At 65.1% G+C, this 24,971-nt stretch carries 29 protein-coding genes, 2 tRNA genes and 1 rRNA gene; 17 read left to right on the forward strand and 15 right to left on the reverse strand.

Translation table 11 applies throughout. The annotated features are described in order from the left end of the window. Nucleotides 1-24 precede the first annotated feature (24 nt). The 7 genes from BLT08_RS19405 (at nt 25) to BLT08_RS19435 (ending at nt 7,707) form a co-directional block, all read left to right on the forward strand. The gene (locus BLT08_RS19405; protein ID WP_245724283.1) at nt 25-2,142 is read left to right on the forward strand and encodes a hydantoinase/oxoprolinase family protein; all 2,118 of its coding nucleotides are present in this window, start codon (nt 25-27) and stop codon (nt 2,140-2,142) included. Next, the gene (locus BLT08_RS19410) at nt 2,139-3,821 is read left to right on the forward strand and encodes a hydantoinase B/oxoprolinase family protein (RefSeq protein ID WP_090311271.1); all 1,683 of its coding nucleotides are present in this window, start codon (nt 2,139-2,141) and stop codon (nt 3,819-3,821) included. Before BLT08_RS19405 ends, BLT08_RS19410 begins: the two co-directional genes overlap by 4 nt. Next, nucleotides 3,818-4,579, forward strand: coding sequence for a maleate cis-trans isomerase family protein (locus BLT08_RS19415; protein ID WP_090311274.1), 762 nt, complete (start codon nt 3,818-3,820; stop codon nt 4,577-4,579). Before BLT08_RS19410 ends, BLT08_RS19415 begins: the two co-directional genes overlap by 4 nt. 220 nt (nt 4,580-4,799) lie before the next feature. Continuing rightward, the gene (locus BLT08_RS19420; protein ID WP_090311277.1) at nt 4,800-5,366 is read left to right on the forward strand and encodes a DoxX family protein; all 567 of its coding nucleotides are present in this window, start codon (nt 4,800-4,802) and stop codon (nt 5,364-5,366) included. A gap of 161 nt (nt 5,367-5,527) precedes the next feature. Beyond that, on the forward strand, nt 5,528-5,785 hold the full coding sequence (locus BLT08_RS19425; protein WP_090311279.1) for a hypothetical protein: 258 nt from the start codon (nt 5,528-5,530) through the stop codon (nt 5,783-5,785). A 123-nt stretch (nt 5,786-5,908) separates the two neighbouring features. Beyond that, entirely contained in the window at nt 5,909-6,679 is a 771-nt protein-coding gene (locus BLT08_RS19430; protein WP_090311281.1) for a coenzyme F420-0:L-glutamate ligase, read from the forward strand. Continuing rightward, the gene (locus BLT08_RS19435) at nt 6,679-7,707 is read left to right on the forward strand and encodes a 5,10-methylenetetrahydromethanopterin reductase (protein ID WP_090311283.1); all 1,029 of its coding nucleotides are present in this window, start codon (nt 6,679-6,681) and stop codon (nt 7,705-7,707) included. Before BLT08_RS19430 ends, BLT08_RS19435 begins: the two co-directional genes overlap by 1 nt. 20 nt (nt 7,708-7,727) lie before the next feature. On the opposite strand, the gene BLT08_RS19440 is transcribed toward BLT08_RS19435, so the two are convergent. Continuing rightward, complete coding sequence (locus BLT08_RS19440; RefSeq protein ID WP_090311285.1) at nt 7,728-7,928, reverse strand: DUF8024 family protein; 201 nt, start codon at nt 7,926-7,928, stop codon at nt 7,728-7,730. Between the two features lie 208 nt (nt 7,929-8,136). On the opposite strand from BLT08_RS19440, the gene BLT08_RS19445 reads away from it, so the two are divergent. The 6 genes from BLT08_RS19445 to yciH all read left to right on the forward strand — a co-directional run bounded on the left by BLT08_RS19445 (nt 8,137) and on the right by yciH (nt 13,834). Beyond that, on the forward strand, nt 8,137-8,478 hold the full coding sequence (locus BLT08_RS19445) for a DUF7573 domain-containing protein (RefSeq protein WP_090311288.1): 342 nt from the start codon (nt 8,137-8,139) through the stop codon (nt 8,476-8,478). A gap of 96 nt (nt 8,479-8,574) precedes the next feature. Continuing rightward, entirely contained in the window at nt 8,575-8,769 is a 195-nt protein-coding gene (locus BLT08_RS19450; RefSeq protein ID WP_006088631.1) for a cold-shock protein, read from the forward strand. A 255-nt stretch (nt 8,770-9,024) separates the two neighbouring features. Further along, a complete protein-coding gene (locus BLT08_RS19455) occupies nt 9,025-9,996 on the forward strand; it encodes an AAA family ATPase (protein WP_090311291.1) in 972 nt (323 codons plus the stop codon). 3 nt (nt 9,997-9,999) lie between these two features. Further along, nucleotides 10,000-11,112, forward strand: a complete 1,113-nt coding sequence (locus BLT08_RS19460; protein ID WP_090311293.1) for a DUF58 domain-containing protein — start codon at nt 10,000-10,002, stop codon at nt 11,110-11,112. Continuing rightward, entirely contained in the window at nt 11,109-13,424 is a 2,316-nt protein-coding gene (locus BLT08_RS19465; protein ID WP_090311294.1) for a transglutaminase TgpA family protein, read from the forward strand. Before BLT08_RS19460 ends, BLT08_RS19465 begins: the two co-directional genes overlap by 4 nt. A 116-nt stretch (nt 13,425-13,540) precedes the next feature. Continuing rightward, complete coding sequence (yciH, locus tag BLT08_RS19470; protein WP_006088627.1) at nt 13,541-13,834, forward strand: stress response translation initiation inhibitor YciH; 294 nt, start codon at nt 13,541-13,543, stop codon at nt 13,832-13,834. Between the two features lie 219 nt (nt 13,835-14,053). Here the strand turns inward: yciH and BLT08_RS19475 are convergent, their stop codons facing one another. Then, nucleotides 14,054-14,419, reverse strand: a complete 366-nt coding sequence (locus BLT08_RS19475; protein ID WP_090311297.1) for a rhodanese-like domain-containing protein — start codon at nt 14,417-14,419, stop codon at nt 14,054-14,056. A 162-nt stretch (nt 14,420-14,581) separates the two neighbouring features. Here BLT08_RS19475 and BLT08_RS19480 point away from each other — a divergent pair, with 162 nt between their 5' ends. Continuing rightward, on the forward strand, nt 14,582-14,824 hold the full coding sequence (locus BLT08_RS19480) for a hypothetical protein (RefSeq protein WP_090311298.1): 243 nt from the start codon (nt 14,582-14,584) through the stop codon (nt 14,822-14,824). A gap of 231 nt (nt 14,825-15,055) precedes the next feature. On the opposite strand, the gene BLT08_RS19485 is transcribed toward BLT08_RS19480, so the two are convergent. The 11 genes from BLT08_RS19485 to BLT08_RS19535 form a co-directional block, all read right to left on the reverse strand. Then, nucleotides 15,056-15,670 (reverse strand): NUDIX hydrolase, encoded by a 615-nt coding sequence (locus BLT08_RS19485; protein ID WP_090311300.1) that lies wholly within the window; start codon nt 15,668-15,670, stop codon nt 15,056-15,058. Nucleotides 15,671-15,721: 51 nt separating this feature from the next. Then, nucleotides 15,722-16,156 carry a type II toxin-antitoxin system VapC family toxin gene (locus BLT08_RS19490; protein ID WP_090311302.1) on the reverse strand — a complete coding sequence of 145 codons (435 nt, stop codon included), beginning with the start codon at nt 16,154-16,156 and terminating at the stop codon, nt 15,722-15,724. Between the two features lie 2 nt (nt 16,157-16,158). Next, nucleotides 16,159-16,434: an AbrB/MazE/SpoVT family DNA-binding domain-containing protein gene (locus BLT08_RS19495; RefSeq protein WP_090311305.1), complete on the reverse strand. Its 276-nt coding sequence runs from the start codon at nt 16,432-16,434 to the stop codon at nt 16,159-16,161. Nucleotides 16,435-16,528: 94 nt separating this feature from the next. Continuing rightward, a complete protein-coding gene (locus BLT08_RS19500) occupies nt 16,529-17,419 on the reverse strand; it encodes a hypothetical protein (RefSeq protein WP_090311307.1) in 891 nt (296 codons plus the stop codon). 115 nt (nt 17,420-17,534) lie between these two features. Further along, nucleotides 17,535-17,945, reverse strand: coding sequence for a DUF5809 family protein (locus BLT08_RS19505; RefSeq protein ID WP_090311318.1), 411 nt, complete (start codon nt 17,943-17,945; stop codon nt 17,535-17,537). 25 nt (nt 17,946-17,970) lie between these two features. After that, entirely contained in the window at nt 17,971-18,468 is a 498-nt protein-coding gene (locus BLT08_RS19510; protein ID WP_090311383.1) for a DUF5810 domain-containing protein, read from the reverse strand. A 111-nt stretch (nt 18,469-18,579) separates the two neighbouring features. Then, complete coding sequence (gene rimI, locus BLT08_RS19515) at nt 18,580-19,062, reverse strand: ribosomal protein S18-alanine N-acetyltransferase (RefSeq protein ID WP_090311320.1); 483 nt, start codon at nt 19,060-19,062, stop codon at nt 18,580-18,582. A 119-nt stretch (nt 19,063-19,181) separates the two neighbouring features. Further along, nucleotides 19,182-19,499: a DUF8026 family protein gene (locus BLT08_RS19520; RefSeq protein ID WP_090311323.1), complete on the reverse strand. Its 318-nt coding sequence runs from the start codon at nt 19,497-19,499 to the stop codon at nt 19,182-19,184. Further along, entirely contained in the window at nt 19,499-20,959 is a 1,461-nt protein-coding gene (locus BLT08_RS19525; protein ID WP_090311325.1) for a sodium-dependent transporter, read from the reverse strand. The genes BLT08_RS19520 and BLT08_RS19525 overlap by 1 nt, the downstream gene beginning before the upstream one ends. 306 nt (nt 20,960-21,265) lie before the next feature. Next, nucleotides 21,266-21,760 carry a YciE/YciF ferroxidase family protein gene (locus tag BLT08_RS19530; protein WP_090311328.1) on the reverse strand — a complete coding sequence of 165 codons (495 nt, stop codon included), beginning with the start codon at nt 21,758-21,760 and terminating at the stop codon, nt 21,266-21,268. An 80-nt stretch (nt 21,761-21,840) separates the two neighbouring features. Continuing rightward, complete coding sequence (locus BLT08_RS19535; RefSeq protein WP_090311330.1) at nt 21,841-22,152, reverse strand: DUF6360 family protein; 312 nt, start codon at nt 22,150-22,152, stop codon at nt 21,841-21,843. Between the two features lie 741 nt (nt 22,153-22,893). Between BLT08_RS19535 and BLT08_RS23170 the strand changes: the two genes are divergently transcribed. The 3 genes from BLT08_RS23170 to BLT08_RS19545 all read left to right on the forward strand — a co-directional run bounded on the left by BLT08_RS23170 (nt 22,894) and on the right by BLT08_RS19545 (nt 23,971). After that, the gene (locus tag BLT08_RS23170; protein ID WP_175529387.1) at nt 22,894-23,040 is read left to right on the forward strand and encodes a hypothetical protein; all 147 of its coding nucleotides are present in this window, start codon (nt 22,894-22,896) and stop codon (nt 23,038-23,040) included. A gap of 51 nt (nt 23,041-23,091) precedes the next feature. Beyond that, a complete protein-coding gene (locus BLT08_RS19540; protein ID WP_090311331.1) occupies nt 23,092-23,787 on the forward strand; it encodes a DUF7119 family protein in 696 nt (231 codons plus the stop codon). Nucleotides 23,788-23,897: 110 nt separating this feature from the next. Further along, a tRNA-Lys gene (locus tag BLT08_RS19545) sits at nt 23,898-23,971 on the forward strand. Between the two features lie 516 nt (nt 23,972-24,487). Here BLT08_RS19545 and BLT08_RS19550 read toward each other — a convergent pair. Together BLT08_RS19550 and rrf are read right to left on the reverse strand one after the other, a co-directional pair. Further along, a tRNA-Cys gene (locus tag BLT08_RS19550) sits at nt 24,488-24,563 on the reverse strand. A gap of 156 nt (nt 24,564-24,719) precedes the next feature. After that, a 5S ribosomal RNA gene (rrf, locus tag BLT08_RS19555) occupies nt 24,720-24,841 on the reverse strand. Nucleotides 24,842-24,971 lie beyond the last annotated feature (130 nt).

The following is a 24,971-nucleotide window of genomic DNA, read 5'->3' on the forward strand; positions in this document are numbered from 1 at the left end:
TACTGACCATATCGCTCTCCACTAATGAACGAGACAGACGCACGAGACGAACGCATAGAGACGCCAGACGAACAGATAAACGCGAACCGAACTGAGAGACGGGCGACGCCCGAGACGGACGACACCAGAATCGGAGTCGACGTCGGCGGCACATTCACCGACGTCGCGCTGACCGTCGACGACCGCCTCGTCACCGCGAAGGTGCCGACGACCGATCCCCAACAGCTCGGCGTGCTCGAGGGCATCCGAAAGGCCTGCGAACGAGCGAGCATCGACCCCGGCGAAATCGACGCCTTCGCCCACGCGATGACCGTCTCGGTCAACGCCCTCCTCGAGCGCGGCGGCGCGAAAACCGCGCTCGTCACGACCGAGGGGTTCCGCGACGTCCTCGAGATCGGCCGCCAGAACCGACCGGATCTGTACGATCTCGAGGCCGAGAAGCCGGATCCCCTCGTTCCGCGCCAGCGACGGTACGAGGTCGCAGAGCGAACGACGACCGATGGCGTCGAGCGGGCGGTCGATCCCGACGAGATCCGCGACCTCGCGGCGAGCCTGCGGGAATCGGACGTCGAAGCCGTCGCCGTCTGTCTCCTGCACGCCTACGCCGACTCGGAGAACGAGCAGGTCGTCACCGAGATTTTGCGCGAGGGGCTCGCAGTCCCGGTCTCGGCCTCCCACGAGGTGCTCGCGGAGTTCCGCGAGTTCGAGCGGACGTCGACGACGACCGTCGACGCCTACGTTCGGCCGGCGATCGACCGCTACGTCGGTCGACTGGTCGACGAAGCCGAGGACGCCGAAATTCCGGCACCGCGCATCATGCAGGCCAACGGCGGCATCGCGGATCCCGAAACCGTTCGGGAGCACGCCGTGACGACGACGCTTTCGGGCCCCGCTGCGGGTGTCGTCGGTGCCGCTGCAACCGTCGACGACGCCGACGTCGAGGGACTCGTCACCTTCGACATGGGCGGCACCTCGAGCGACGTGAGCCTCGTCCGAGACGGGCAGGCCGAGCGGACGACCGACGCCGAAATCGCCGGATTGCCGATCCGGACGCCGATGGTGGACGTGAACACCGTCGGTGCGGGTGGCGGCTCGATCGCGTGGGTGGACGCCGGCGGTGCGTTGCGCGTCGGCCCCCGTTCCTCGGGCGCAGAGCCCGGTCCCGCCTGCTACGGCCGCGGCGGCACCGAGCCGACGGTCACCGACGCCAACGTCGTCCTCGGCTACATCGGCCCCGAGACCGCGCTGGGCGGCGAAATGACCCTCGACGTCGAGGCCGCTCACGACGCTCTCGAGCGACTCGCCGACGAGGCCGGCCTCGAGAGCGCGCTCGAGGCCGCGCGCGGCGTCTACCGCGTCGCGAACGCGACGATGACCCGGACGATCCGCGCGGTGACGGTCGAACGAGGTCACGATCCCCGCGAGTTCGCCGTCGTCGCCTTCGGCGGCGCGGGACCGATGCACGCCGCCGCGCTGGCCGACTCGCTCGAGGTGGATCGAGTCGTCGTCCCGCGGCCGGGTGGGGTGCTCTCCGCGTTCGGCCTCCTCGCGGCCGACGAGAGCTACGACGCCGTTCGGACGGTCGGCGTCGACTTGAATCGAGCGGAGCCGGCCGAACTCGAGTCCGTCTACGACGACCTCGTCGCGGACGTGCTCGCGGACGCCTCCGATCGAGACGCTGCGGAGGTCGAACGCGCCGCGGACTGCCGCTATGCTGGACAGAGCTTCGAGCTAACCGTTCCCGTCGACGAGTCGTTCGACGCAGATGCCGTGGCCGAGCGCTTCCACGCGGCCCACGAGCAAGCCTACGGCTACGCGATGGACGAATCGCTCGAGGTCGTCAACCTCCGAGCCACGGCGACGGTTCCGGGAACGGAGCCGACCGTCCGCCACGAGGGGACGGGCGACGCTCGACTCGGCTCTCGAGACGCACACTTCCCCGGAACCGGCGTCGAGCCCCGAGAGACGACCGTCTACGATCGGGATCGACTCGCGTCCGGCGCCTCGATTTCGGGGCCGGCGATCCTCGAACAGGCCGAGAGTACGACCGTCGTCCCGCCGAACTGGGACGGCGAAATCCTCGCGGACGGCACGCTGGTGATGAGTCGAGCGGCGAACGAGACGGAGGTGAGCGAGCGATGACGACGAATTCGACAACCGACACAGCCGACGCCGACAGCATCGATCCGGTGACCCTCGAGGTGCTGCGCAACCAACTCGAGAGCGTCGCGGAGGAGATGGGCCAGACGCTGATCCGCGGCGCGTACTCGCCGAACATCAAGGAGCGCCGGGACTGCTCGACGGCCCTGTTCGACGCCGAGGGGCGGATGATCGCCCAGGCCGAGCACATTCCGGTTCACCTCGGCGCGATGCCCGCGGCCGTCGACGCGGTGCTCGAGTACGATCCGAAACCGGGCGACGTCTTCGTGCTCAACGACCCGTTCACGGGCGGGACGCACCTGCCCGACGTGACGATGGTGTCGCCGATCGCACCCGGAACAGACGGCGAGAACGACCCCGAAATCGTCGGCTTCGCCGTCTCACGCGCCCACCACGCCGACGTCGGCGGGATGACTCCTGGCAGCATGCCCGCCGGGGCACAGGAGATCTACCAGGAGGGCCTACGGCTCCCGCCCACTCGGCTCGTCGAGGGCGGCGAGCGCCGCGAAGAGGTGCGGTCGCTGATCCTCGCGAACGTCCGCAACCCGACCGAGCGACGGGCCGACCTCCGCGCGCAACTGGCGGCGAACGAACGCGCCGAGGAGCGGTTGAGCGCGCTCTTCGACGAACACGGACGGGAGACGGTTCTCTCCGGATTCGATGCCGTCATCGACTACTCGCGCGACCGGATATCGGACGAGATCGCGGCGCTCCCCGACGGCACCTACGACGCGACAGACCTCCTCGAGGGCGACGGTATCACCGACGAAGATATCGAAATTCGCGTCTCGGTGACGGTCGACGGCGACGCGATCGACGTGGACTTCTCGGGGACCGCGGGACAGCTCGAGGGGAACCTCAACGCCCCCATCGCGGTCGCGAAGAGCGCGGTCTACTTCGTCGTGCGCTGTATCACCGACCCCGAGATTCCGCCGAATCACGGCTGCTACGATCCCGTGAGCGTCCACGCGCCCGAGGGCTCGCTGTTGAATCCGAACCCTCCCGCTGCCGTGGTCGGCGGCAACGTCGAGACCAGCCAGCGCGTCACGGACGTCGTTTTCACCGCGCTCGCGGGGGCCGCGCCGGAGCGCGTGCCCGCCCAGGGCCAGGGGACGATGAACAACCTGACCATCGGCGCGCGCGACGGCTCGTTCACCTACTACGAGACCATCGGCGGCGGCTTCGGCGCTCGAGCGGACCGCGACGGGATGGACGGCGTGCAGGTCGGGATGACGAACACGCTGAACACGCCCATCGAATCCCTCGAGACCGAGTATCCGCTCCGTGTCGAACGCTACGCGTTGCGTCCGGATAGCGGCGGGCGCGGGCGGTTCCGGGGTGGGCTGGGGCTCGATCGAACCGTCACCGTCGAAGCCGACGCGACGGTGTCGCTGCTGACCGAACGCCGTCGTCACGCGCCGAAGGGCGTCGCCGGCGGCGAGAACGGCGCCATCGGCGAGAATCTGATCGACGGTGAGTCGGTGCCCGCGAAGACGACCGTCGACGTCGAGGCCGGGACGACGGTCTCCGTCAGGACGCCCGGCGGGGGCGGGCACGGCGAGCCAAAGGAGCGCGACGAGGCGGCGCTCGAGGCCGACCGTTCGGCCGGGAAGCGAACCGACACGGACGAGGAAACGAAGGGAGGGGTGGCCGATCGATGAACACCGACACCGACGCTGACGTCGACGCTAACACCGACGACGTCCGCGGCCGACTCGGGCTGATCGTCCCTTCCTCGAACACCACGGCCGAACCGGAGTTCCGGCGGTGGCTTCCGGAGGGGATCACCGTCCACGGCGCGCGAATGGCGCTCGAATCGGTGACCATCGACGCGCTGGACGCGATGAGCGACGACGCGGCGCGGGCTGCCGAACTGCTGGGCCACGCCGACGTCGATGCGGTCGCCTACGCCTGCACCACCGGCAGCCTGCTCCACGGACCCGGGTTCGACGCCGAACTCGAGGAGCGACTGCGGGAGGCGGCCGACGCACCCGCCGTCGCGACGGCCCGCTCCGTGGTGCGCGCGCTCGAGGCGCTCGACGCCGAACGGATCGCAGTCGTCACGCCCTACACCGCCGATCTCGACGCGAAGGAGCGCGACTTTCTCGAGGCGGCGGGGGTCGAGGTCGCCTCGATCGACGGCTGGGGACTCGAGTCGAACACGGCGATCGGCGCGCTGGACGCCGACGACGCGTCTCAACAGGTGCTCGACAGCGTCGACGAGGACGAGGATCTCGGCGCGGTCTTCGTCTCCTGTACGAACTACCGGTCGCTGGCCGCCGTCGAGGGACTCGAGGAGAAACTGGGGGTCCCGGTGATCACCAGCAACGGTGCGACGCTGTGGGACGTCTGTGGCGTCGCGGGGTTCGAGACCGATCTCGACGAGCCGGGCGCGCTGTTCGACCGCGACCGGTCGTGAGCGGCGGTCGGGGTCGGCTGGGCTCGAGTACCGCGATTCGGAGATAAAGAGAGACGTGATTAGTCGTACTTACTGAAGTTGAATCTGATCGAGTGTACCCTGTTCATATCGGGGGTGAGAGTGGTGTTAGCGCACTATATGTGTTCCCGTACGGTGGGAAGATGGGTATTCGTTCAAAGGAGTAGCCACCCTTCTATCGAGTATAAGGAGGAACCCGATCATGTCCACTACCACCAAAAACGAACTCGAAAGCCGCTATGCAGGAATCAAACTCGAGGGCCAGCCACACGCGCTGTCGGCGTGGTTCGTCGTCGCCCTGCGATTCCTGCTGGGCGGCATGATACTGTTCGCCGGCCTCGGTAAACTGGCGTTCGTCAGCGGCGAGCCGTTCGACGCGAGCGGCTTCCTCGTCCACGGCGTCGATCCGGCCAGCCCCGTCAGCGGCCTCTACGCCGCGATGGCCGAAAGTGCCCTGCTACTGGACGTCATCAACGTCGTGATCCCGGCCACGCAGGTACTGATCGGCGTCGCGCTGATCGCTGGCGGCCTGCTCCGACTGGCCGCCCTCGGCGGCGCGCTGCAGATGTTCGCCTTCTACCTCGGCGGATGGGAAGGCCAGTGGCTCGCGCTGTTCGACTCGACGCTGATCTACGCCGTCCTGTTCCTGGCCCTCGCAGCCTTCGGGGCCGGACGGATCCTCGGTGCGGACCGCTACCTCGAGAACCTGCGAGTCGGCGGCCAGACGCTGGTCGAGAAATACCCGAAACTCCGGTACGTCCTCGGCTAACGCGGTTGCGAACCCCGATTTTACTTCTCGTCGCCTTTCTCGTCTCCCACGCCAGACGACGGACTCCTTGAGCACCGTTCCGTCAGTTAGGGTGGAGTATCGTCTCTCGAGTGGAATCTACAGTCCTCAACCTATTTACACCATAGCTATCGAGTGGTTGTATGAAGGCGTTCGAACCGGAACCAACACAGTCGCCTGCGGAGATTGCGAACTGGGTCTTCACTCGATCGCTGCTGATTCTCGTTTTTACCTACTTCGGAGCGATGTATGCTGTCGACTTATTCGCGCCGCTCGGTACCGTCGCTGGCAGTGTTGTCGGAATCTACGGACTGTGGTTTTCGTATCAGGTGCTGTTTCGGGGAATCGATGCCTACCTCGAGGGGAGAGCGGTCGGGCTCGAGGGCGAATCCGCTTCCTGAGTGTCGGTTGTTTCGAGATCTCGACTGCCAATCGGTGGCCATACCTCTCGTTCGACAGTCCCCGACACTGGCTCCATTCTCCGGTGACGGTGCGTTTTTGACGCCGCTGGCCCACCCTTCGGTATGGAACTCGACCCAGTGGCGGATCTGCCCGAGATCCGTCCCGGCGACGACATCGCCGAACTCGTCGCGGATCGGGCATCCCTCGAGTCCGGCGACGTGCTCACCGTCGCGAGCACCATCGTCTCGAAGACGGAGGGCCGAGTGGCGAACCTCGAGGACTACCCGGTCAGCGGGCGAGCCCAGGAGATCGCCGACCGGATCGCCGACGTGGCGGGCGAGGAGAAGGACCCACGGTTCGCACAGGCCGTCTTGGAGGAAAGCACGGAGCTGCTGATCGACTGTCCGTTCCTGCTGACCGAGACGCGGTTCGGCCACATCTGCGTGAACGCGGGGATCGATCGCTCGAACGTGCCGGACCACGATATTCTGCTGCTGCCGAAGAAGCCGACCGAGAGCGCCGAACGGATCCGATCGAGGCTCGTAGAGCGCGGTATCGAAGACGTCGCCGTGATCGTGACAGACACCTGCGGGCGACCGTTCCGTCACGGCCAGCGCGGCGTCGCCCTCGGCTGGGCGGGGATGCCCGCGAGCCGGGACTGGCGGGGCGAACTCGACCGTGACGGTCACGAACTCGGCGTCACCGTCCAGTCCGTAGTCGACGAACTCTCCTCGGCCGCGAACCTCGTGACGGGCGAGGGGGCCGGCGGGACGCCCGCGGTCGTCGTCCGCGACTGGGAGTTCGGCGACCACGAGGGCAGCGACGAGTTGTTCAGAGCGGTCGAGGACGACCTCGTGCGACAGGCGCTGCGAAACTGGAGGTTCGACGACTGATGACAGACAACACCACACCGACCGACGGCGCGACTCGAGCCATCGAACTGACACCCGAACATCCCACGGAGCGCGTCGCCGAACTGGCGGCGCAGGCGGAGGAAGAGGGATTCGACATCGCGTTCGCGAGCAGCCACTACTTCAACCGCGATCCGTTCGTCGCGCTCTCGCGAATGGCCGACGCCACCGACGAGATCCGCCTCGGACCGGGCGTCGTCAACCCCTACGAGAGCCACCCCGTGAAACTCGCCGCGCAGACGGCGACGATCGACGAAGTGAGCGACGGGCGGGGGGTCTTCGGCGTCGGGGCTGGAGATCGCTCCTCGCTCGCGAACCTCGGAATCGAGCGCGACAGTCCGCTCCGGCGGGTCCTCGAGACGTTCAAACTCGCGCAGGATCTCTGGGACGGCGAGACGGTGACCCACGAGGGAACGTTCACTGCGCGAGACGCCTCGCTCAACATCGACCCACCCTCGGAGGAGATTCCGACCTACGTCGGCGCGCAGGGGCCGCACATGCTCCGAATGAGCGCGAAACACGCCGATGGCGTGCTGATCAACGCTTCCCATCCCCGGGACCTCGAGTGGGCCGCGGGCGAAATCGAGCAGGGGTTGGACGAGCGACCGGACGAGTACGGCCCGTTCGAATCGCTCGCGTTCGCCAGCGTCAGCGTCGCCGGCGACGAAACCGAGGCCCGCGAGGCGGCCCGGCCGCCCGTCGCGTTCATCGCCGGCGGGGCGGCCGAACCCGTCCTCGAACGCCACGGTATCGACCGCGAGGCCGCGAGCGCGGTGAGCGAAGCGTTAGAGCAAGGGAATCTGCACGAGGCGTTCGGTCACGTCACGCCGGCGATGATCGACGCCTTCTGTATCGCGGGGACGACCGAGACCGTCGCGGATCGGTTCGAAGCCGCCCTCGAACACGTCGACGGTATCGTCGTCGGCTCCCCGCTCGGGCCGGATCTCGAGGACGCGGTCCGACGGGCGAGCGAAGCGCTCGACAGCGTCGAAGATCGACGATCCGAGTGAGAGTTCGGTCGGTCAGACCGTTAGCTCGAACTCGAGGAGAAGAGGCTACCGATGGCGCCGAGGGTGAGGATACCGAAGACGCCGAGCGAGAAGACGATCAGCAGCGTCCCAATCAGGACGAGCAGCGGGGCGAGTCCGTCGCCCATCGCGACGTCGGCAAAGTATTCGTTCATCTCGATGATGTTGTCGACGATCACGTTCATCGGTGTGGCGGTGTCCATGTACGGGGGTTGTCACCGATCCTACTTGGCCGTGCCGGTCCATCGTGACGGAGCGGCCGCTGCCGGACCGTTACTGGCGCCGTCGCTGGCACTGATCGCAGCGGGGAGACGGACGGCTGGCAGCCGACGGCGTACTGGGTTGGACGGTACCAACGACTCTCGCGAACGGTCACAACAATATAAGCCATCGCCGGCCGTACCCTCGAGCGTGACCGACGACGCGACGCTCTCGGACTTCGATTCGGGCGAGACGACTGACGACGACCCCGACGACCCCGACGAGCAGCGATCGAACTCGAACTCGAATTCGACAACCGGGGTCGAGACGGGCGAACGGGCGCCGGATGACGGTACCGACGACGGAGAGCCAGTCGACGGCGAGACGGCCGACGACAGCGTCCGCGAAACGCGCGGAGCGGACGCGGACGGCGAAGCCGCACGTTCGACGTACGCGTGGGGAACGTACACCTGCGGTCGGTGCGATGCCGAAACCGAGCGCGTCTGGCGTGACGAAGGTGATTTCGTCTGTCCAGCGTGCAAACCCTGGTAATCGGCACTCTCAGCGAGTGTAACCGAGTTTTTGCGAAGGTGCCTGCGAGTGTACTCCCGAAGCTTTATATCTCTGTCGCGGATTGATACACTTGCAATGGCGAAAGGTACGGTCGACTTCTTCAACGACACTGGCGGCTATGGATTCATCGAAACCGACGACGCAGACGACGACGTGTTCTTCCACATGGAAGACGTCGGCGGCCCTGATCTCGAGGAGGGACAGGAGGTCGAGTTCGACATCGAGGAGGCCGAGAAGGGCCCACGAGCGACGAACCTCGAACGCCTGTAAGGCGAATTCACGGAGTGGTATCGTTCTCTGATTGTTACGTCGCTAGCAGCGGCTGTCTCGGATCCGAGGCCGTTCCGATCCGAGACACGCCGCTCGAGCGGAACAACGTCCGGAGGTAGTAGCACTGGCGCTCCACAAACCGAGCAGCGACAGCTGACATTCGGGTAACGTGACGCAAAGCCTATGGTCCGGAGCCACTACTGACGTACTGATGAGAGGTTCGACCGGTCCCCGCTTTCCAGACGTGTACGAACCATGACTGACGTGAACCCGCCGACGCAGACCGCCAGCCCGGATCGGGCGGCCCTCGACGTCTCGACGGTCGCCGACCTCTGTGCCGAGATCGAGGCGAACGTCGCCGACGTGATCGTGGGCCACGAGGAGGCGATCGAACACGTCGTTACCGCCATGCTCGGCCGCGGCCACGTCCTGCTCGACGACGTCCCCGGCGTCGGCAAGACGATGCTCGCCCGGTCGATCGCGACGTCCGTCGACTGTACGTTTCGCCGGGTTCAGTTCACCCCCGATCTCCTCCCCGCCGACGTCACCGGCGTGAACGTCTTCAACCAGCAGAGCCGCGAGTTCGAGTTCCAACGCGGGCCCGTCTTCGGCAACATCGTTTTGGGCGACGAGATCAACCGCGCCCCGCCGAAGACCCAGTCCGCGCTGCTCGAGGCCATGGAGGAAGAGCAAGTAACCGTCGACGGAACGACCCGCGACCTGCCCGACCCCTTCACCGTGATCGCGACGCAGAACGCGATCGAGCCGAACCGGACCTACGACCTGCCGTTCGCCGAACTCGACCGGTTCATGAAGAAACTCCAGTTAGGCTACCCCGAGCCCGAGGAGGAAGCCGAGATGCTGGGCCGCACGGTCGGCCACCACCCGATCGAGGACCTCGAGTCGGTGACCGACCTCGAGACGATCGTCGCCGCCCGCGAGACCGTCGCACAGATACGCGTCGAAGCGCCGGTTCGAGAGTACGCGACGCGACTGGCGGGCTACACCCGCGAGCACGCCCGAATCGGCGTCAGTCCCCGCGGAACGATCGCCCTCCTGCGGGCCGCACAGGCCCGAGCCGCCACCGACGCTCGCGACTACGTGATTCCGGACGACGTCCAGGCCGAAGCCCCCGTCGTCCTCCCCCACCGGATCAGGACGACCGATCACGACCGCGACGGCGAGGCGGTCGTTTCGAACGCCCTCGAGCGCGTCTCCGTGGAGTAACAGATGCGACCGACGATTCGCGGCTGGACTGCCATCGGCATCGTCGCGCTCTCGTTCGCGATGGCGTGGGAGTTCGGTCCCCGTGCGCTGAACGCCGTCGTGACGCCGCTGCTGGTCGTGCTGGTCGTCGGTGCGCTGACGACCGCACGAGCCACGCGGCCCGAAGTGAGACGTGCCCCCGTCGCCGCGGGGTTCGTCGACGACCGCCGAACGGTCGAGATCGGGCTCGAGACCGCGTCCGCCGTCTCGGCGACCGTTCGCGACGCCGTCGGCGAGGGAGCCGCGGTTACCGACGTCGAGTCGGTCAGTGGAGCCGAAACCGAGATCGACGGGAGCGGCGCGCCCGCCGCGACGACGACCCTCGAGGGCGACGACCGGTTCGAATACGCAGTGCGACTCGAGCGACGAGGCGACCATCGACTCGGGCCCCTGACGATCACCGTCACCGACGTCTTCGGACTGTTCAAGCGGCGGTTCGACGACGCGGAAACGACGTCCGTGCTCGTCTATCCGCGCGTTCACGACCTCCGGAGCGGCCCCGGAAGCGACCTTCGGGCGTTCGTCGAGCGCGAGCGCGGCGACCGAGAGGAGTTCGACCACCTGCGAGAGTACCAGCGCGGCGACTCGTTGCGCGACGTCCACTGGAAGTCCGCCGCCAAGCGACCCGACTCGGATCTCGTCGTCACGGAGTACGCCGCCGACGAGGAGACCGGGTCCGTAACGATCGCCGCGGAGTGTGCTCCCGGCCGGGACGACGACCTGGCGACTGCCGTCGCGAGCGTCGCGACCTACCTGCTCGAGGCCGACGTCGGCGTCGGCGTGACCGTCCCCAACGGCGAGTACCCGCCTGGATCCGGACCGGACCACCGCCACACCCTGCTGGCGGCGTTCGCCGTCCTCGAAGCCGGCGACCTCGAGGACGAGCAGCGACGGGCGGCGGATATCGTCGTCCGAGCCGACGGCGACGGAACGACGGTCGTCGTCGACGGCCGATCGATCCCGTTCGACCGGCTCGTCGAGACTCGTCGGGGGAACCGGCAGAGCCAACGACCCAGCCCGATCGGCCAGGCGACTCGTGAGCGGGCCGACGGCGACGAGTCGGGGGTGGCCTCGTGAGCGCGAAGTCGGAGTCCCACGCCGGCGACCGGACGGCGGATCTCGGTCTGGACGGGTCGATCGGTCCGGACACGTTCCGGCTGCTCGCGCTGGGGTGCGTGCTGGTCATGACTGCCTCGTACGTGAGCGTGCTGCGCGAGGTGACCCGCGTCGTCGGCGGCACCCAGTCGCTGTTCGCCCTCGTCGGGGCGGTGATCGTCGTCGCGACGGTGCTCGCCTGGACCATTCGCCCCCGAACGGCGGTCGTCGCTGCGCTCGTCGCCGGCGCGGTCGGCTTCGGCTACTACCTCGAGATCACCGGCGTCGGCGTCGACGTCGTGTTCTCGGCGAGCGACGCGATCCTCTCGGACACGGTCACGCTCGTGGCCGGCCTCCCGCTGCTCCGAATGGTCGAAGCCGGCGTCTGGACGCTCGCGTTCGTCCCCGCGCCAGTCTTCCTCTCGTGGTATCTCGCCGTTCGAAGTCGGTACGCACTCGCCGTGATTCCCGGCGGCTTCGCGCTGATCTTTCTCGTCCTGACCGGCGACGCCGGGACGACGGTCACGCTGCTCGGGACGCTGGCCGCGGTCGGGGCCGTCGGCTTCGGCGAACTCGAGCGACGCGGCGGCTCCGTCGCCCAGGCCGACCTGCTTGCGGTCTCCTTTGCGCTGATCATCGTCCTCTCGCTGTCGGTCACGGTCGTTCCCGACGGCTCGGGCTCTTCGGACCACCTCTCCGGCGGCGATCCCAACACGCTCGAGGGCGCGATCGACTACTCCTCCGAGCGGTCGGGGATCGGCGGCTCCGTCGATCTCTCGCCGGAGGTGCGGTTCACCGTCGAGTCCGAACGAGGAGCCTACTGGCGAACGGGCGTCTACGACCGCTTCGCGGGCGACGAGTGGGTCCGAACTGGCGACGCCAGCGCCTACGACGGCCCGCTCGAGGAACCGCCCGGCGAGCACGAGCGAGTCCGACAGGTCGTCACCGCCGAAACCAACCTCGGCGTCTTGCCGGCCGCGGGGCAGCCACTCGCCATCGAAGGCGATCTCGCCCAGCACACCGAGGTCAGCGCGCACGGGCAGTTCCACCCGACGACGTCCGTAATCGAGGGCGACAGCTACGCCGTCGAAAGTGCGATCATCGACCCTGACGCGGCCGAACTCCGCGCTGCGGGGACGAACTATCCGCAGCCGATCCTCGAGGGCGACTACCTCCAGACCCCCGAGAGCACCTCGAGCGAGTTCGAGGAGCGTACCGCCGAGATCACCGCCGACGCCGACACTCCGTACGACAAGGCTGTCGCCATCGAGGCCCATCTCCGCTCGACGAAGGACTACTCGCTCGAGGTCGACCGACCCAACGGCAACGTCGCCGAGGAGTTCCTGCTCGAGATGGACGAAGGCTACTGCGTCTACTTCGCGACGGCGATGACCCAGATGCTGCGCGCGGAGGACGTTCCGGCCCGCTACGTCACCGGCTACACGGCCGGGCAGGAGGTCGACGACGACGAGTACGTCGTCCGCGGCACCGACGCCCACGCCTGGGTCGAGGTCTACTTCCCCGACCACGGCTGGGTCGCCTTCGAGCCGACGCCGCCGGGCCCGCGCGACGAGGCCCACGCCGACAGCGTCGAACAGGCCCGCTCGGACGGCGCCGACAACGTCGACACCGACTCGAGCCAGGACGTTCCGGTCAGCGACGATGACGACGAGAGCGCGGACAATCCCGACGAGAACGGGGCTGACGACGACGGCTCCGACCTGAACGAGACTGACCCTGGTTCCGACGACGGGCCAGACGGCAACGAGACCGATCCCGGTTCCGACGACGATCAGAGTGGGTCCGACGACGGCTCGGACGGCGCCGGCGCGAGCGTCGAGGCGAGCGATCGCGACGACGGACTCGTGAGTAGCCTCATTTCCGCACTCTCCGTCTCGCGCGAGACGGCCGCGATCGGCCTGGTCGCACTCGTCGGGGTGGTCGCCGGCGTCCACCGCACCGGCGCGACCGACCGCGTTCGACGAACCGTCGGCTGCTACTGGCAGCGACGGACCGACGACCCCGACCGCGATACCGAACGCGCCTACCGGCGACTCGAGCGCGTACTCGCACGCGAGTACCGACCGCGCGAGCGCTCGGAGTCCGCCCGAAGCTACCTCGAGGCGCTGTCCGCCGATCCGGACAGAGACGTCGGTCCGCAGGTCGCAACCGTCGTCGACCGCTACGAGCGAGCGCTCTACGGCGGCGGCGTCAGTCGGAACGAGGCCGACGAAACGATCGAACTCGTCGACGAGTTCACTCGAGCGCGCCTCCCAATCGTCGGTCGCCGGTAACACCGATGTCGCCCCGATCCGTCGTCTCGTCAGCCCCGTCTACCTCAAAAAGAACCACGCGAGGGCATGTAGGTCCCGATAGTGTTTAATATGGCCGTTTCGTAGCATGGAACGTAATGTCGGAAGTCTGCTCGACGTGCGGGCTGCCCGAGGAACTTTGCGTCTGCGAAGACGTAGCCAAGGGACAACAGCAACTCAATATCCGCATTGACGAGCGCAGATACGGTAAAGAGGTAACGATCGTCGAAGGATTCGATCCGAAGGACGTCGACTTAGACAGTCTCTCGTCGGACTTGAAGTCCAAGTTCGCCTGCGGGGGAACCGTCGAAGACGGCCAGATCGAACTGCAAGGCAATCACAGGGGCCGCATCGAAGAGTTCCTTCGGGACCGCGGCTTCAACGTCGCCTAATGCCCGCGATGATCTGAGACGACTTCCGAGCGTCACGATCGACTCGCGAATCGCCTCTCAGCGATTGTGATCTGTTTTCGGCTACAGTAACCATAGCGGCGTGATCAGTCGACGCGACGGAAATCGAAATCGAGGCGGCGGCGAACAACTTACGGGCGACTCGAGTGCCCCCGCTCTCGGTTCAGGACCGATTCGAGACCCAACGACCGAGTCGCGAGTTCAGAACGGAGATTCTGCGTTCGCGGACTCGTCCGTCTCCTCCTCCGGGCGGGCGAGGCCGTACTTCATCCCGTACTTCTCGAGCCCCCCGGCCATGCTCTCGACGCGGGCGTCCGCGGTGCCCTCGTAGGAGCCGATGAGCTGTGCTGCCTGCACGCTGGCCTTGCCGTGGGGACAGACCGTGACGATGTGGTCGTCGCCCTCGAACTCCTCGACGCGACTCGTCAGTTCGTGGAACGGAACGTTCTCGCTGTCGGGGATGTGGCTGTGCGTGAAGCTCTGTGCATCGCGAATGTCCACGATACGTACGTCGGCATCGTCCTCGAGAAGGTCTTTGACCTCGTCGGGGGAGATTTCGCCGTCCATTACTGCCGGGTTGGAACTCGGACAGAATAAGCCCACGGGTCGATTCTCGCGGACGGAGCCAGCCGAGAGCGGTGACGCGAGGAACGACGATCCTGCCAGTGCGGCGGAGATACCGTCCGTTCGTATGAATCCGTTATCTACGCAGAGCGCCTCTATTCACGTATGAACCGAGAATCAATTCCCTTTGAAGGGGTGTTCGCCCTGCAACTCGTCGGCACCGTCGTCTTCGTGATCGGACTCTCGCTGGGCGGTCTCACGCTCGTGACGCTCGCCGGCGGCGTGATCATCATGCTTGCCGTCGTGGGACTGGCGCTCGCCGCGAGCGTCGAAGCGGAAGAGCGACCGCTCGAGGACGCCGGGGGCCGCGAACGCAGCCGTCTCCCGTTCGGACTCGGCTCGAAATAGCGGTATCCGGCTTTTTTGAACCGCTTCGCCTGGATACGTTTGGACGCGTACTCGTTACTGGCCGTGTCCCGCGTACAAGTCGTTCCAATCGAATTCAGAAATATCCACAATGATGTGCGCCGCTTCGCGGCGACAGTCGTCCGAAGAAGCGGCGTGCAACAACCCGCGGTCGGTAGTCACTGACCCGTGCAAACTCGAATACTCCTCCAGTGTCGGTGCGAGCCACCTCGCTCAGAGCACGCCGTCTTCTTTCGCCAGCAACAGCGCCGACACCGTCGAGTCGTTCGCCGGCTGCTCGCGGGCGCGCTCGAGGGCCGTCTCGATCGGCACCGTCGTCACCTCGAGGAACTCGTTGTTATCCAACTCGCGCTCGCCGGGCTCGAGCCCCTCGGCGTAGACGATACCGCGATCGTGTCGGAGGACGCCCGTCGCGACCGCGTACTCCTGGAGGAGCGCGGTGCTCGAGGGTTTGAATCCGGTCTCCTCCTCGAGTTCGCGGGCGGCGGCGTGTGTGTAGGATTCGCCGTCCTCGACGATGCCAGCGGGAAGTTCGAGATGGGTTTCGCGGATCGCCGGCCGATACTGTTCGACGAAGAGGAGGCGATCGCCGTCGCTGCCGCCGTTGGCGTCCCTCCCGTCGTCAGTTTCGGTCTCGTCACCGACGACGGACGCGGCGAGGGTGCCATCGATCCGGGCGACCACGACGACCGCCGGCGGCAGGTCGGCCCAGTAGTAGCGCTTCTCGGTTCCGTCGGGTTGCTCGAGCAGGTCGTAGCCGCCGTCGTACCAGCCGGTTTCGTACTCGGTGACCGCCTCGCGAAGCTCCCACTCGTCGGGTGCAGTCATCGAGAGTGACGTCGGCCTCGAGCGGGTAATAGGTGCCGTTCGCTCGAGTGGTCATCGAGATTCCGCCTCTGCCTCGACTGGATCGAAAACCTCGAGCCACTCGAGTTCGGCGGCCGTTCGTTTCAGTCCGGTATCGTGGGTCCACAGGTGTGAAACGTCATGACGACGCATCGCTGCGAGAACCGTCGCGTCACGACCACCGATTCCGGTGTGTGGATATGTTTGGAGCATCGTCGCCCCGCTCTCGACGTCACGTGGAGTCAAATCCGCGACGAAAACGTCCTCAAGGGCGAGAAAGCGATCGATCGCGGACATCGGCTCCGAGAGCTGCGTGTGCAGATAATGAACGACTTCCATCTGGAGAACCGTCGTCGTGAACAGCGGTTTCGCCTCGAGAAGTGGAACGACGACCGAAGCGACGTCGTCGTGTTCCTCGAGCGACTGGTCGAGGAAATAGATCCAGACGTTCGCATCGAGACAGTACATTGCTACGGTTCGTTCGGGAGATCGGACGTCCAATCGGCTTTCAGATCGCCCGGCGAGACCTCCGGCGCGTCGGCGGCTTTCGACTCTGCAGTGATGCACCCGCGCATCGATTCGATGAACGTCGAACGAGACACTCGCGGACGCACGACGACAGCTCCCTCTTCGACACCGACGGAAACGCGTTCACCCGGCTCGAGGTTCAACTGCTCGCGTATTCGCTGTGGGATGGTTACGCGTCCCTTGCCGTCGATTCGACGGTCCTCACCGTCAGTGCTCATAGATCCCACTACAGTGGGAGCGAATAAAATCGTTCCGCTTACAGTTCGCCATCGGTTGATGGAGTCGGCCTCGAGCGATCGATCGAGAGCGTCGCTACGCGGAGTGGCGCGACAGCGTGCCAACGTACCGATGTCGGTGGATAACGTAGACGACCGACGTCAGCCAAAGCGCACCGAGGAACGCGTACATCCCGTAGCCGGGCGGGTTCTCCAGCGTCCAGAGGGTGGCCGTCAGGTGGGCGAGGACGTACGCTCCGATCGGAACTCCCGCGTACAAGAGCGCGTTCGGGAACCAGGCCGCGCCTTCGTCCCGTGGAGCCGTCGCGTCGACGAAGAGGCCGACGAGGGCGACGATCGAGAGGCCGACCAACCCGACGACACCCACCAGCGAGACGAGCAACCAGACACCACCGGACGTCGTCCAGATCTCCCAGAACAGAGAGCCAAATACGATCGGGGCCAGAACCGCGTACGCGGCAACCGGGAGCCACCACCGCGACTCGGTGATGTGTTCGTCGACGACGTTCGATCCGTCCCGAATGCGTCGGTCTCGGTCGAGTCGCGTCGTCACCCAGCCAACGAACTGTGCGATGAGCATGGTCAACAGGGCGGTGATCCCGACGCCCAAAGCGGCGACGAACGGCGTCGCGACGATGGTAATGACGGCCCAACGAGGCGAGAGCGACTGGATCGTCGTGATCGTGTTGGCGACGTGGATCAGTACCGTTCCAAGCGAACCGGCGAGCCCGGTCCAGAAACCGGCGCGACGACTCGAGGTTTCGTGATCGCTGTAGCGGTAGCCGACGTACACCGCCGCCAGAGCCAGCGCCCAGAACGAGATCGATCCGCCGAGAACGACGACGTCGTCGATCACCGCCTCCCAAGAGAAGAAAACGACGAACGGCACCGCCGCGAGACCGGCGAGGATCGCCGTCCGTAGCGACTCGTCGGCCAGACCGTCGCGAAAGTCCTGTACGGAGGGCATCGTAGTAGTTGTTGGATAGTATTCACAAACGCATTATGATATCGGTTTACCGAACAGTTTTGCGGGTTGTCTCGAGTGACGGCACGAAGAATCTGAACTGAGGGGACTCGAGCGACTACAGGAGGTCCCGGTACAGTTGCCCGAACGCCTGCCGGCGAAGCGTCGCGACCGCCGCGTCCTCCTCGTTTTGGAACGTCGCGGCGACGGCCTCACCCTCGGGACCGACGTGCCAGACGACGTTTTCGACGTTCTCGTGGCCGGCGACCGAGACCTCGCCGTCGTACGACTCCCGCCAGTCGTCGAACGTCTCACGCGTGCCGACGTGGACCTCGAGCAGACTCGCGAAGAGGGCATCGCGGGCGGTCTCGATGACTTCGCTCGAGACGCGATCAGCGTACTCCTCGCGGTCGAACTCCATGGCTTTCGCGACCTCGCGGACGACGGTCTGAGCTGCCGGACCGACGTCGTCGTACTGTTCGCGTGCGTCCGCCGCCGACTCGAAGGTGAACGTCCCCACCGTGTGCATACGCGGACGAACGATCGACGGGCAGTTACGCGTTTTCGTTTCCGCTCTCGGCGGTGTCGTCTCCGCTCTCGGCGGTGTCGTCTGCGCTTTCGACTCCACCGTCCTCGGTATCGTCGCCACTGCCTTCAGTCGCGTTGTCCTCGATATCGTCGTCCGCGTCGCTCGCCGCCTGCATCTGTCGCGTCAGTTCTCGGGCTTCCTGCAGAACGTCCTCGGCTTCGGCCGTCAGCGAGCCGCGACCGGGCTGGCGGCTCTGCTGGGCGATCCCGCCCTCGAGACCGTCCGGTCGACCGTGGTCGTGGCCGTGGCTCGCGCTTTCGAAGTCGGGCGTCTCGATCTCCGGGGCGTGTGGAGTGACGCGCTCGCCCAACTCCTCTGGCGAGCAGTCACCCCAGTCGGGGGCGTACTCCTCGAGCCACTCGCGGTGATCCTCCCGGCCGAGCGACGCGGTGATCGCGAGGTGATTCGCGAGATGCGCCGCGTCGGCCTGTTCGGCGCCGCAGACGGGGCAAGCGTATCCCATGCCCGACCGTACGAGCGCGCGCGGTAAAACGTCCACGTCCCGCGGCTGAAACGGCGATCGAAGAGCGAGAACCAGCATGGAATCGACACAGCGAGAACCGACGAGCGACGATCAGCCGAGTTTACGGATCATCACGATCGCGTCCTCATCGTCCCCGTAGTAGTCGGGGACGAACCGCAACGGCTCGAAGCCGAACTGCCGGTAGAGACGCTTCGCACCGTCGTTCGAGCGACGAACCTCGAGTTTGACCGAGTCGGCTCCGTGGGCGGTGAGCACCGCGAGCGCCCGGGAGAGTAATAGGCTGCCGACGCCCGCGCCGCGGTGGTCCGGGTGGACCGCGATGTCCTTCACGTGACCGAGACTTCGGCCGAAGTTCCGCGTGACGTCGGCGACGATGTAGCCGGCGACCTCGCCCCCCTCGAGGGCGATGAGAAAGCCCGGTTCGCCCAGAAACCGGTCGAACGCGTCGTACGGCCAGGGCTGAGTGAACGACTCGTTTTCGATACGGGTAACCGCGAGCAGGTCAGCGCGCTCTGCGGGGCGGATCGAGGGACCGCTGTCGCCGTGAGGCGCTCCGGAAGCCGGCCGTGTCACACCTGCAGGTAGTGGCGGCATCGTAAAAGAACTAGCGTCGGACGGACGAGCCCCGGTCAGATAGGCGAACGCCGTCGGACGAGGAAATGCCGGCGGACGAGGCGGACTCGATCCGGCGGTCAGACCCGCTCGAGTCGTTCGACCTCCGCGTCCGACCAGTCGTAAAAGCGCCTGTCGGTCTGCTCGAGGACCTCGACGCACTCGTTGTGCTGTTCGCGGACCTCGTCGACCAGCGGATCGTCGGGGTTGGCCTCGACCCACTCGCGTAACTCCGCGAGGGCTTTCGGCGAGTAGGTGTCCATCCGGTCCTGGTGCTCGAGAATGTCGACTTTCCGCCCTTCCTGACGCAGCGTCCGGACGAGCGCCCACGCGGCGATCCCCCAGAACGCGAGCAGGGTGAACGCGAGCATGGCCAGCACTTCGGCAGTCAGCGCCATCAGTCGTCACCTCCAGTAACGTCCGCGCGATCCGGTTGACCGCCCCGGCCCTCCACGACGGACATGATCGCGTAGCCGATGATCGGGAACAGCACGATCACGAGCATGCCGCCGATCATCTCCGCGGTGCCGTAGTTCTCCCAGGCGAAGTAGCCCATGATGAAGAGCATGACCGCGGGGATAACGTACTTGATCACGGGATCCCACCAGGAGCCGATGTAGATGCCCGCATTGCGGTTGACCGCGAGCATGCGGATCCGTTTCGGCCCAACGACCCAGCCGATGATGCCGATGATGGCGAGCGTTGCGAGCGGCAGCCCCCAGTTCCCGAAGACGAAGTCGAGGTAGTCGAGAACGTCGACGGAGTACGCGCTCGGAATACCGAGCAGCCAGATCACGCCACAGACTCCGAGCGTCGTCTGGGTCCGATCGAATCGCGTTTCCTCGCTCACCGTCGTCACGCTGACTTCGGTGATGAGTAGCCCCGACGTGAACGTCGCGAGGAAGAAGCCGACGAAAAACAGGATCGCGACGAGCCCGCCCAGCGGAATCTCGGGGAAGACCTGGACCAACGAGACGAACGCGAGGCCAGCCCCGGCGTCGGGGTCGACTCCGACCGCGAAGACGATGGGGAAGATGGCGAGGGCGGCGAGAATGCCGATACTGGACTCACCGATCGCCGTGAAGACGCCACCGCCGAGCGGGACGTCGTCGTACTCCCGTAGATAGCTCCCAACAGTTAGGGCGATCCCCCAGCCGAGACCCGTCGAGAACAGCGCCTGACCGAGCGCCGCGATCCAAGTGTCGCTGAACGTTAAATACTCCCACTGGACACCGAAGGTGAAGGCGATCCCTTCGCTGGCCCCCGGCAACGTCAGTCCGCGAATCGTCATGACTACGAGCGCGACCACCAGCGCCGGCACCGCGTAGACGACGATTCGCTCGACGCCGCGCCGGATTCCCAGGACGAGAATCGCCGCGATCGAGCCCATCACGACCGTGTGGAGCCCGATCATCAGCGCCGAGTTCGCGAAGAGCCCGTTCATGAACGCCTCGGCCTCGAAGCCGGTCGCGGTAAACGTAAACAGCAGCGAGTGAACCGCGTAGTACAGCGTCCAGGCGATCACCGGCGAGTAGTACGACATCAGCGCGATGTTCACCAAAATAACGACGACGCCGAAGCCGACCATCCCGCCCCGCCCGACGACCTCGCGGAAGGCGCCGATGACTCCCTTGTTCGTGTACCGACCGAGTGCAACCTCGGCCATCAACCCCGGTACCGCAAGGAGGAACAACAGGACGAGAAAGGCGAGAACGAACGCGCCACCTCCGTTATCACCCATCACGTACGGGAACCGCCAGATGTTTCCAGCGCCCACCATCGCGCCGATCATCGCCATCAGGAACCCGAACCGGGTTCCCCACTCCGCTCGTGCCGTCTTTGTTGGGACATCAGCCATCGTCGGATCACCCGGCAAACGCACTACGTCCACCTATCTATATATTTGCTGCTTGCCACCAACCCACATGGAATTATCAGCGGGTTACCGGTCGGTCAGGGAATCGACAAGCGAATACTCGAGACAAGAGTGATTCGCGCGAGACGGACCCGAATTCAGGCGTTGACAGCGAGATCAGACTATCGATCAGCGAAAATACACACGGGATCGTCGACGGCCGAGACGACAGTCACCGATTACGTGTCGACGGCTTCGTCGGTCTCGATACGTTTGTCGTCGCCAGTACGTTCGTCCGGCACAGGTGAGTTACTCCGCCGGAATCGCGTCCATCTCGAACTGCTCGGTCAGCTCCTTCAGTTCCTCGAGGGCGTCCTGTTCCTCCCGAAGGTTCTCCTCGAGCAGGTCGGCGCCTTCGTCCAGTCCGAGCTGATCCGCGAGCGGGATCAGATTCCCGTAGGCAGCGATTTCGTAGTGCTCGGTCTTCTCGGCCGCGGCCATGTTGTGGTAATCCATCACTTCCTGGCTCGGCTCCGCCGCCACGAACTCCTCGTACTCCTGGAGCAGGCCTTCGATACCGTCACACTCCTCTTTTTCGGGTGGCTCGCCGAAGAGGTCGAACACCTCCTCGAGGCGTTCGATCTGGTCCTCGGTCTCCTCGCGGTGGTCGGCGAACGCCCGTGCGATGTCCTCGTGCTCGGTGTTTTCCTCGAAGTCTTCGAGTGCGTCCAACAGCTGATGCTCGGCGTGATAGATGTCCTCGAGACCGTGCTCGAACAGATCCTGAATCGTGTCCATACTCATCGTGGAACCAGCGGATCGTTCGCCACGGAACCGAAAGAATCGGCAGCCTGCGACGGCAGGCGCTGTCGATGGAGCGGGAGCTACGTGCTGGTTTCGCCGCCGTCGTTCTCGTCGGTACTCGCGTTCTCTACGCGGGCAGCGTGTTTCTCGAGGTCCGCCGCCAGCGCTCGCGCCTGCTCGGGCGTCAACTCGAGGTCCTCCATGTGTTTGGGCAGGTGTCGCTCGGAGAGGTTGTCGAGCTCGAGTTGCAAGTGGACGGCATCGGGCTCCTCCGTGTCGGTGGTCGCGTTCACGACGGCGACCGACTCCCACTCGAACTCCTGGCCCTTCGCTGTGGCCTCGACGTAATCCAACGTCGTGTAAGCGGTTACCGACATCAGTCGATCGGACATACTGCAACGCTCGCGGCGGGATCACTTAGGCCCCGCGACGAGCGAACGGTCGGGCCCCAATCTACCGTGACGCGCTGGATTTATCGCACAACCGTGGATCACGATTCAATTCTCACCCACGAATCCGACTCCGGACTGAAGCCCCCGTTGCGTTCCCGTGACACTGTCTTACCCGGGTGTCGCGATAGCACCGCTCATTCTCGATATACCACACTAAACAGCACCCCGCGTATCGGCACCATTTGCCTATAAAATCGAACATAGTGACTCACGCCTGCCGACCGCTTCGAGCACCAACGGTCGATCTCTCACGCGATCTACCCGTACTGACGGCGTTCGACAGGCGATTCCAAGTTGCCAAAACTGGACGTTCGACCTGAAACGAGCCGTCGCTGGTTCCCGTCGTCCGTCGACGGGAAACCGCGTTCCGAAGCGTTCGCTCGAGATCTCGCGATAGAACTGTGGTCACGGCCCTGAAGAGACCACGGGTCGAGGCTATACGAAATGTCGAGTGAACGGCTACAGATTCTCCGCACCTCACGGCACTGGTCGAATACGACGATACTACCGATAGCCCGTTTCGGAGTCATCGATCTGTAATGGCGATCTGCGACAGCCGTTCCGACACGAACGATGCTCGAGTGCGTCAACGATAGCGGCAGCACTAACCGATAAGACCGAGCACGGGTATCGCTTGCAGACGAAGCGGTACTTATGCCCTCCGCGTTCGAAAGGGTATCCATGACTGACGCGGCCGAATGCAAACCAGAGATAACCGAGCACGAGCAGGACGAAGCGGAGCGTGACGACGCCCACCTCGACGACATCGAGGAGGGTGCCGGCTGTACGGAAATCTGGGAGCATCTCGCCGAGCAGCGCGACGAGTGAGATATTCGCCATGGCAGCGACTTTTTTGACCTCGAAGCCCGTACCGGAGGTATGACCGACAATCGGCCCGGCGATCGGAGCGCCAATCGTCGTGACAGCGGTCGATCGATCCCGACGGACCGAGAGTCCCCCGTCGGTGCACCAGTTATCCGGGGCGACGAATCGGTCACTGGAACGCGCGCCCGCGAGGCCGTGCAGTTCGATCCTGACGATCCCGGCAGTCTCGCCGACGCCGCCGAAATCGTCCGTCAGTTCGCCGCTGGCTCGACGAACGACGACCACCTCTACATGCTCCGCGGCGCCGCCGCCTGTGCCGCACTCGTCCGCGGCGAAGGCTCCTACAAGGCTGCCGCGGAGCGGGCCGGCGGCGACGCAACTGTCTCCTTCATTCGAAAGTGGGCTCGCGTCCACGATCTCCCCCGCTCGGTCCGCAAACAGGTCGCACTTGGCCGTATCGCGCCGACTGCAGCCAAGCACATCGCTCGCGTCGGCGGCGAGGCCAGACTCTTGCTCGCGTGGGCCGCACTCGACGGCGACCTCACCGTCCGCGAGGTTCGCAGCGTCGCGAGCGCTGTCAACGACGATATCCCGATCGAGCAGGCGTTGATCGATCAGAACGTCACGCTCGGCCAACTCGAACTGACGCTCACTCCGAATACCTATCGTGATCTCCGGCGTCGCGCCTCGATCGACGGCGTCGAACCCGGAACCATCGTTAGCGAGGCACTCGAAGACTACTTCGAATAGTGTTCGGACGAGACTGTGCGTCAATTTGTCGTGAAAAATACCACCAGGACGACCACTGCCTGATGCAGAAAGAAACGTTTAACCATCACTCTCCGGAAGTAGCAACTACGGGGCCGGTAGCTCAGTCTGGCAGAGCGTCTGGCTTTTAACCAGACGGTCGCGTGTTCAAATCGCGCCCGGCCCGTGTAACGAACCGATGAGCGCAGCGAATCGGTGAGTGAACCGGCAGGCACGATTTGAACGCAGGGAGAGCGCAGTCTCGCGAACGGAGTGAGCGAGGAAGCGATCGACCGTGTGTTCAAATCGCGCCCAACCCGCTTCTGCCCCGAGAAATTATACGATGAGCAAAGCGGCTATCGCGATTTGAACCAAGCGAGTCGCAGCCCGCGCAGCGAGTAAAACGAGCGAGTAGGGCCGTCTCGGCGTCGTTCATAATCGCGCCCGGCTCTTCTGTTACGAAGTCACTCCTCGATCACTGACGCTATCGATGACAGCGATTGGAACCTGGCAGTCGAACTTGAGCGACGTTCAAGAACTGTCCACGTAGAATCTCAGTTTACCGCAGGGACGTATCTGCCGTTCGTGAATTATTCAGTAAGAGGCTACGGGACGATTTGAACCGGAGAGACGTCGCTTCGCTCGTTCCAAGATTCAAATCCGCATTTTGGTACCAGTCGCTCACGGGTTGTTCGCGATAGAAAGCCAAGGGCCGGATTTGAACCGGCGGTGGGCGGCTCTGCAGGCCGCTGCGTTCGGCCGGACTCTGCCACCTTGGCGCGTCTTGCTGTTGTCACTGCGTTCGTTTAAGCATAGCGGTACGGCACAATCGTTACTGAGCGACTGTGCCGTCTATACGCAAAAAACCCACAGAGCCAGCGCTGTGGCTCCGTGGGTAATGTGCGTGGCGATCCCGAGGGATCGCCGAGTATGAGTGAAGGCGGCGAATCGCATTTCCCAGAGGCTCGCGCACTCCAGTACTCCGCGATACGCAGGTGAGCTTATCTTCCGTGTTCGGGATGGGTACGGGAGGAACCTCACCGCTCTGGCCGCCGTAACGCCGATCAACGGATTCGAACCGTTGTACCCGGAAGACTAGTGTCTTCCGGCCCTCGGACGTCCGCCCGAGCTACCGTAATCGGTGGTTACTGACCGTAATGTATGTGTAGTCCAGTTTGCGTCCGGAC

Origin of the sequence: Natronorubrum texcoconense (assembly GCF_900100335.1) — an archaeon.
Classification (GTDB): Archaea; Halobacteriota; Halobacteria; order Halobacteriales; family Natrialbaceae; genus Natronorubrum; species Natronorubrum texcoconense.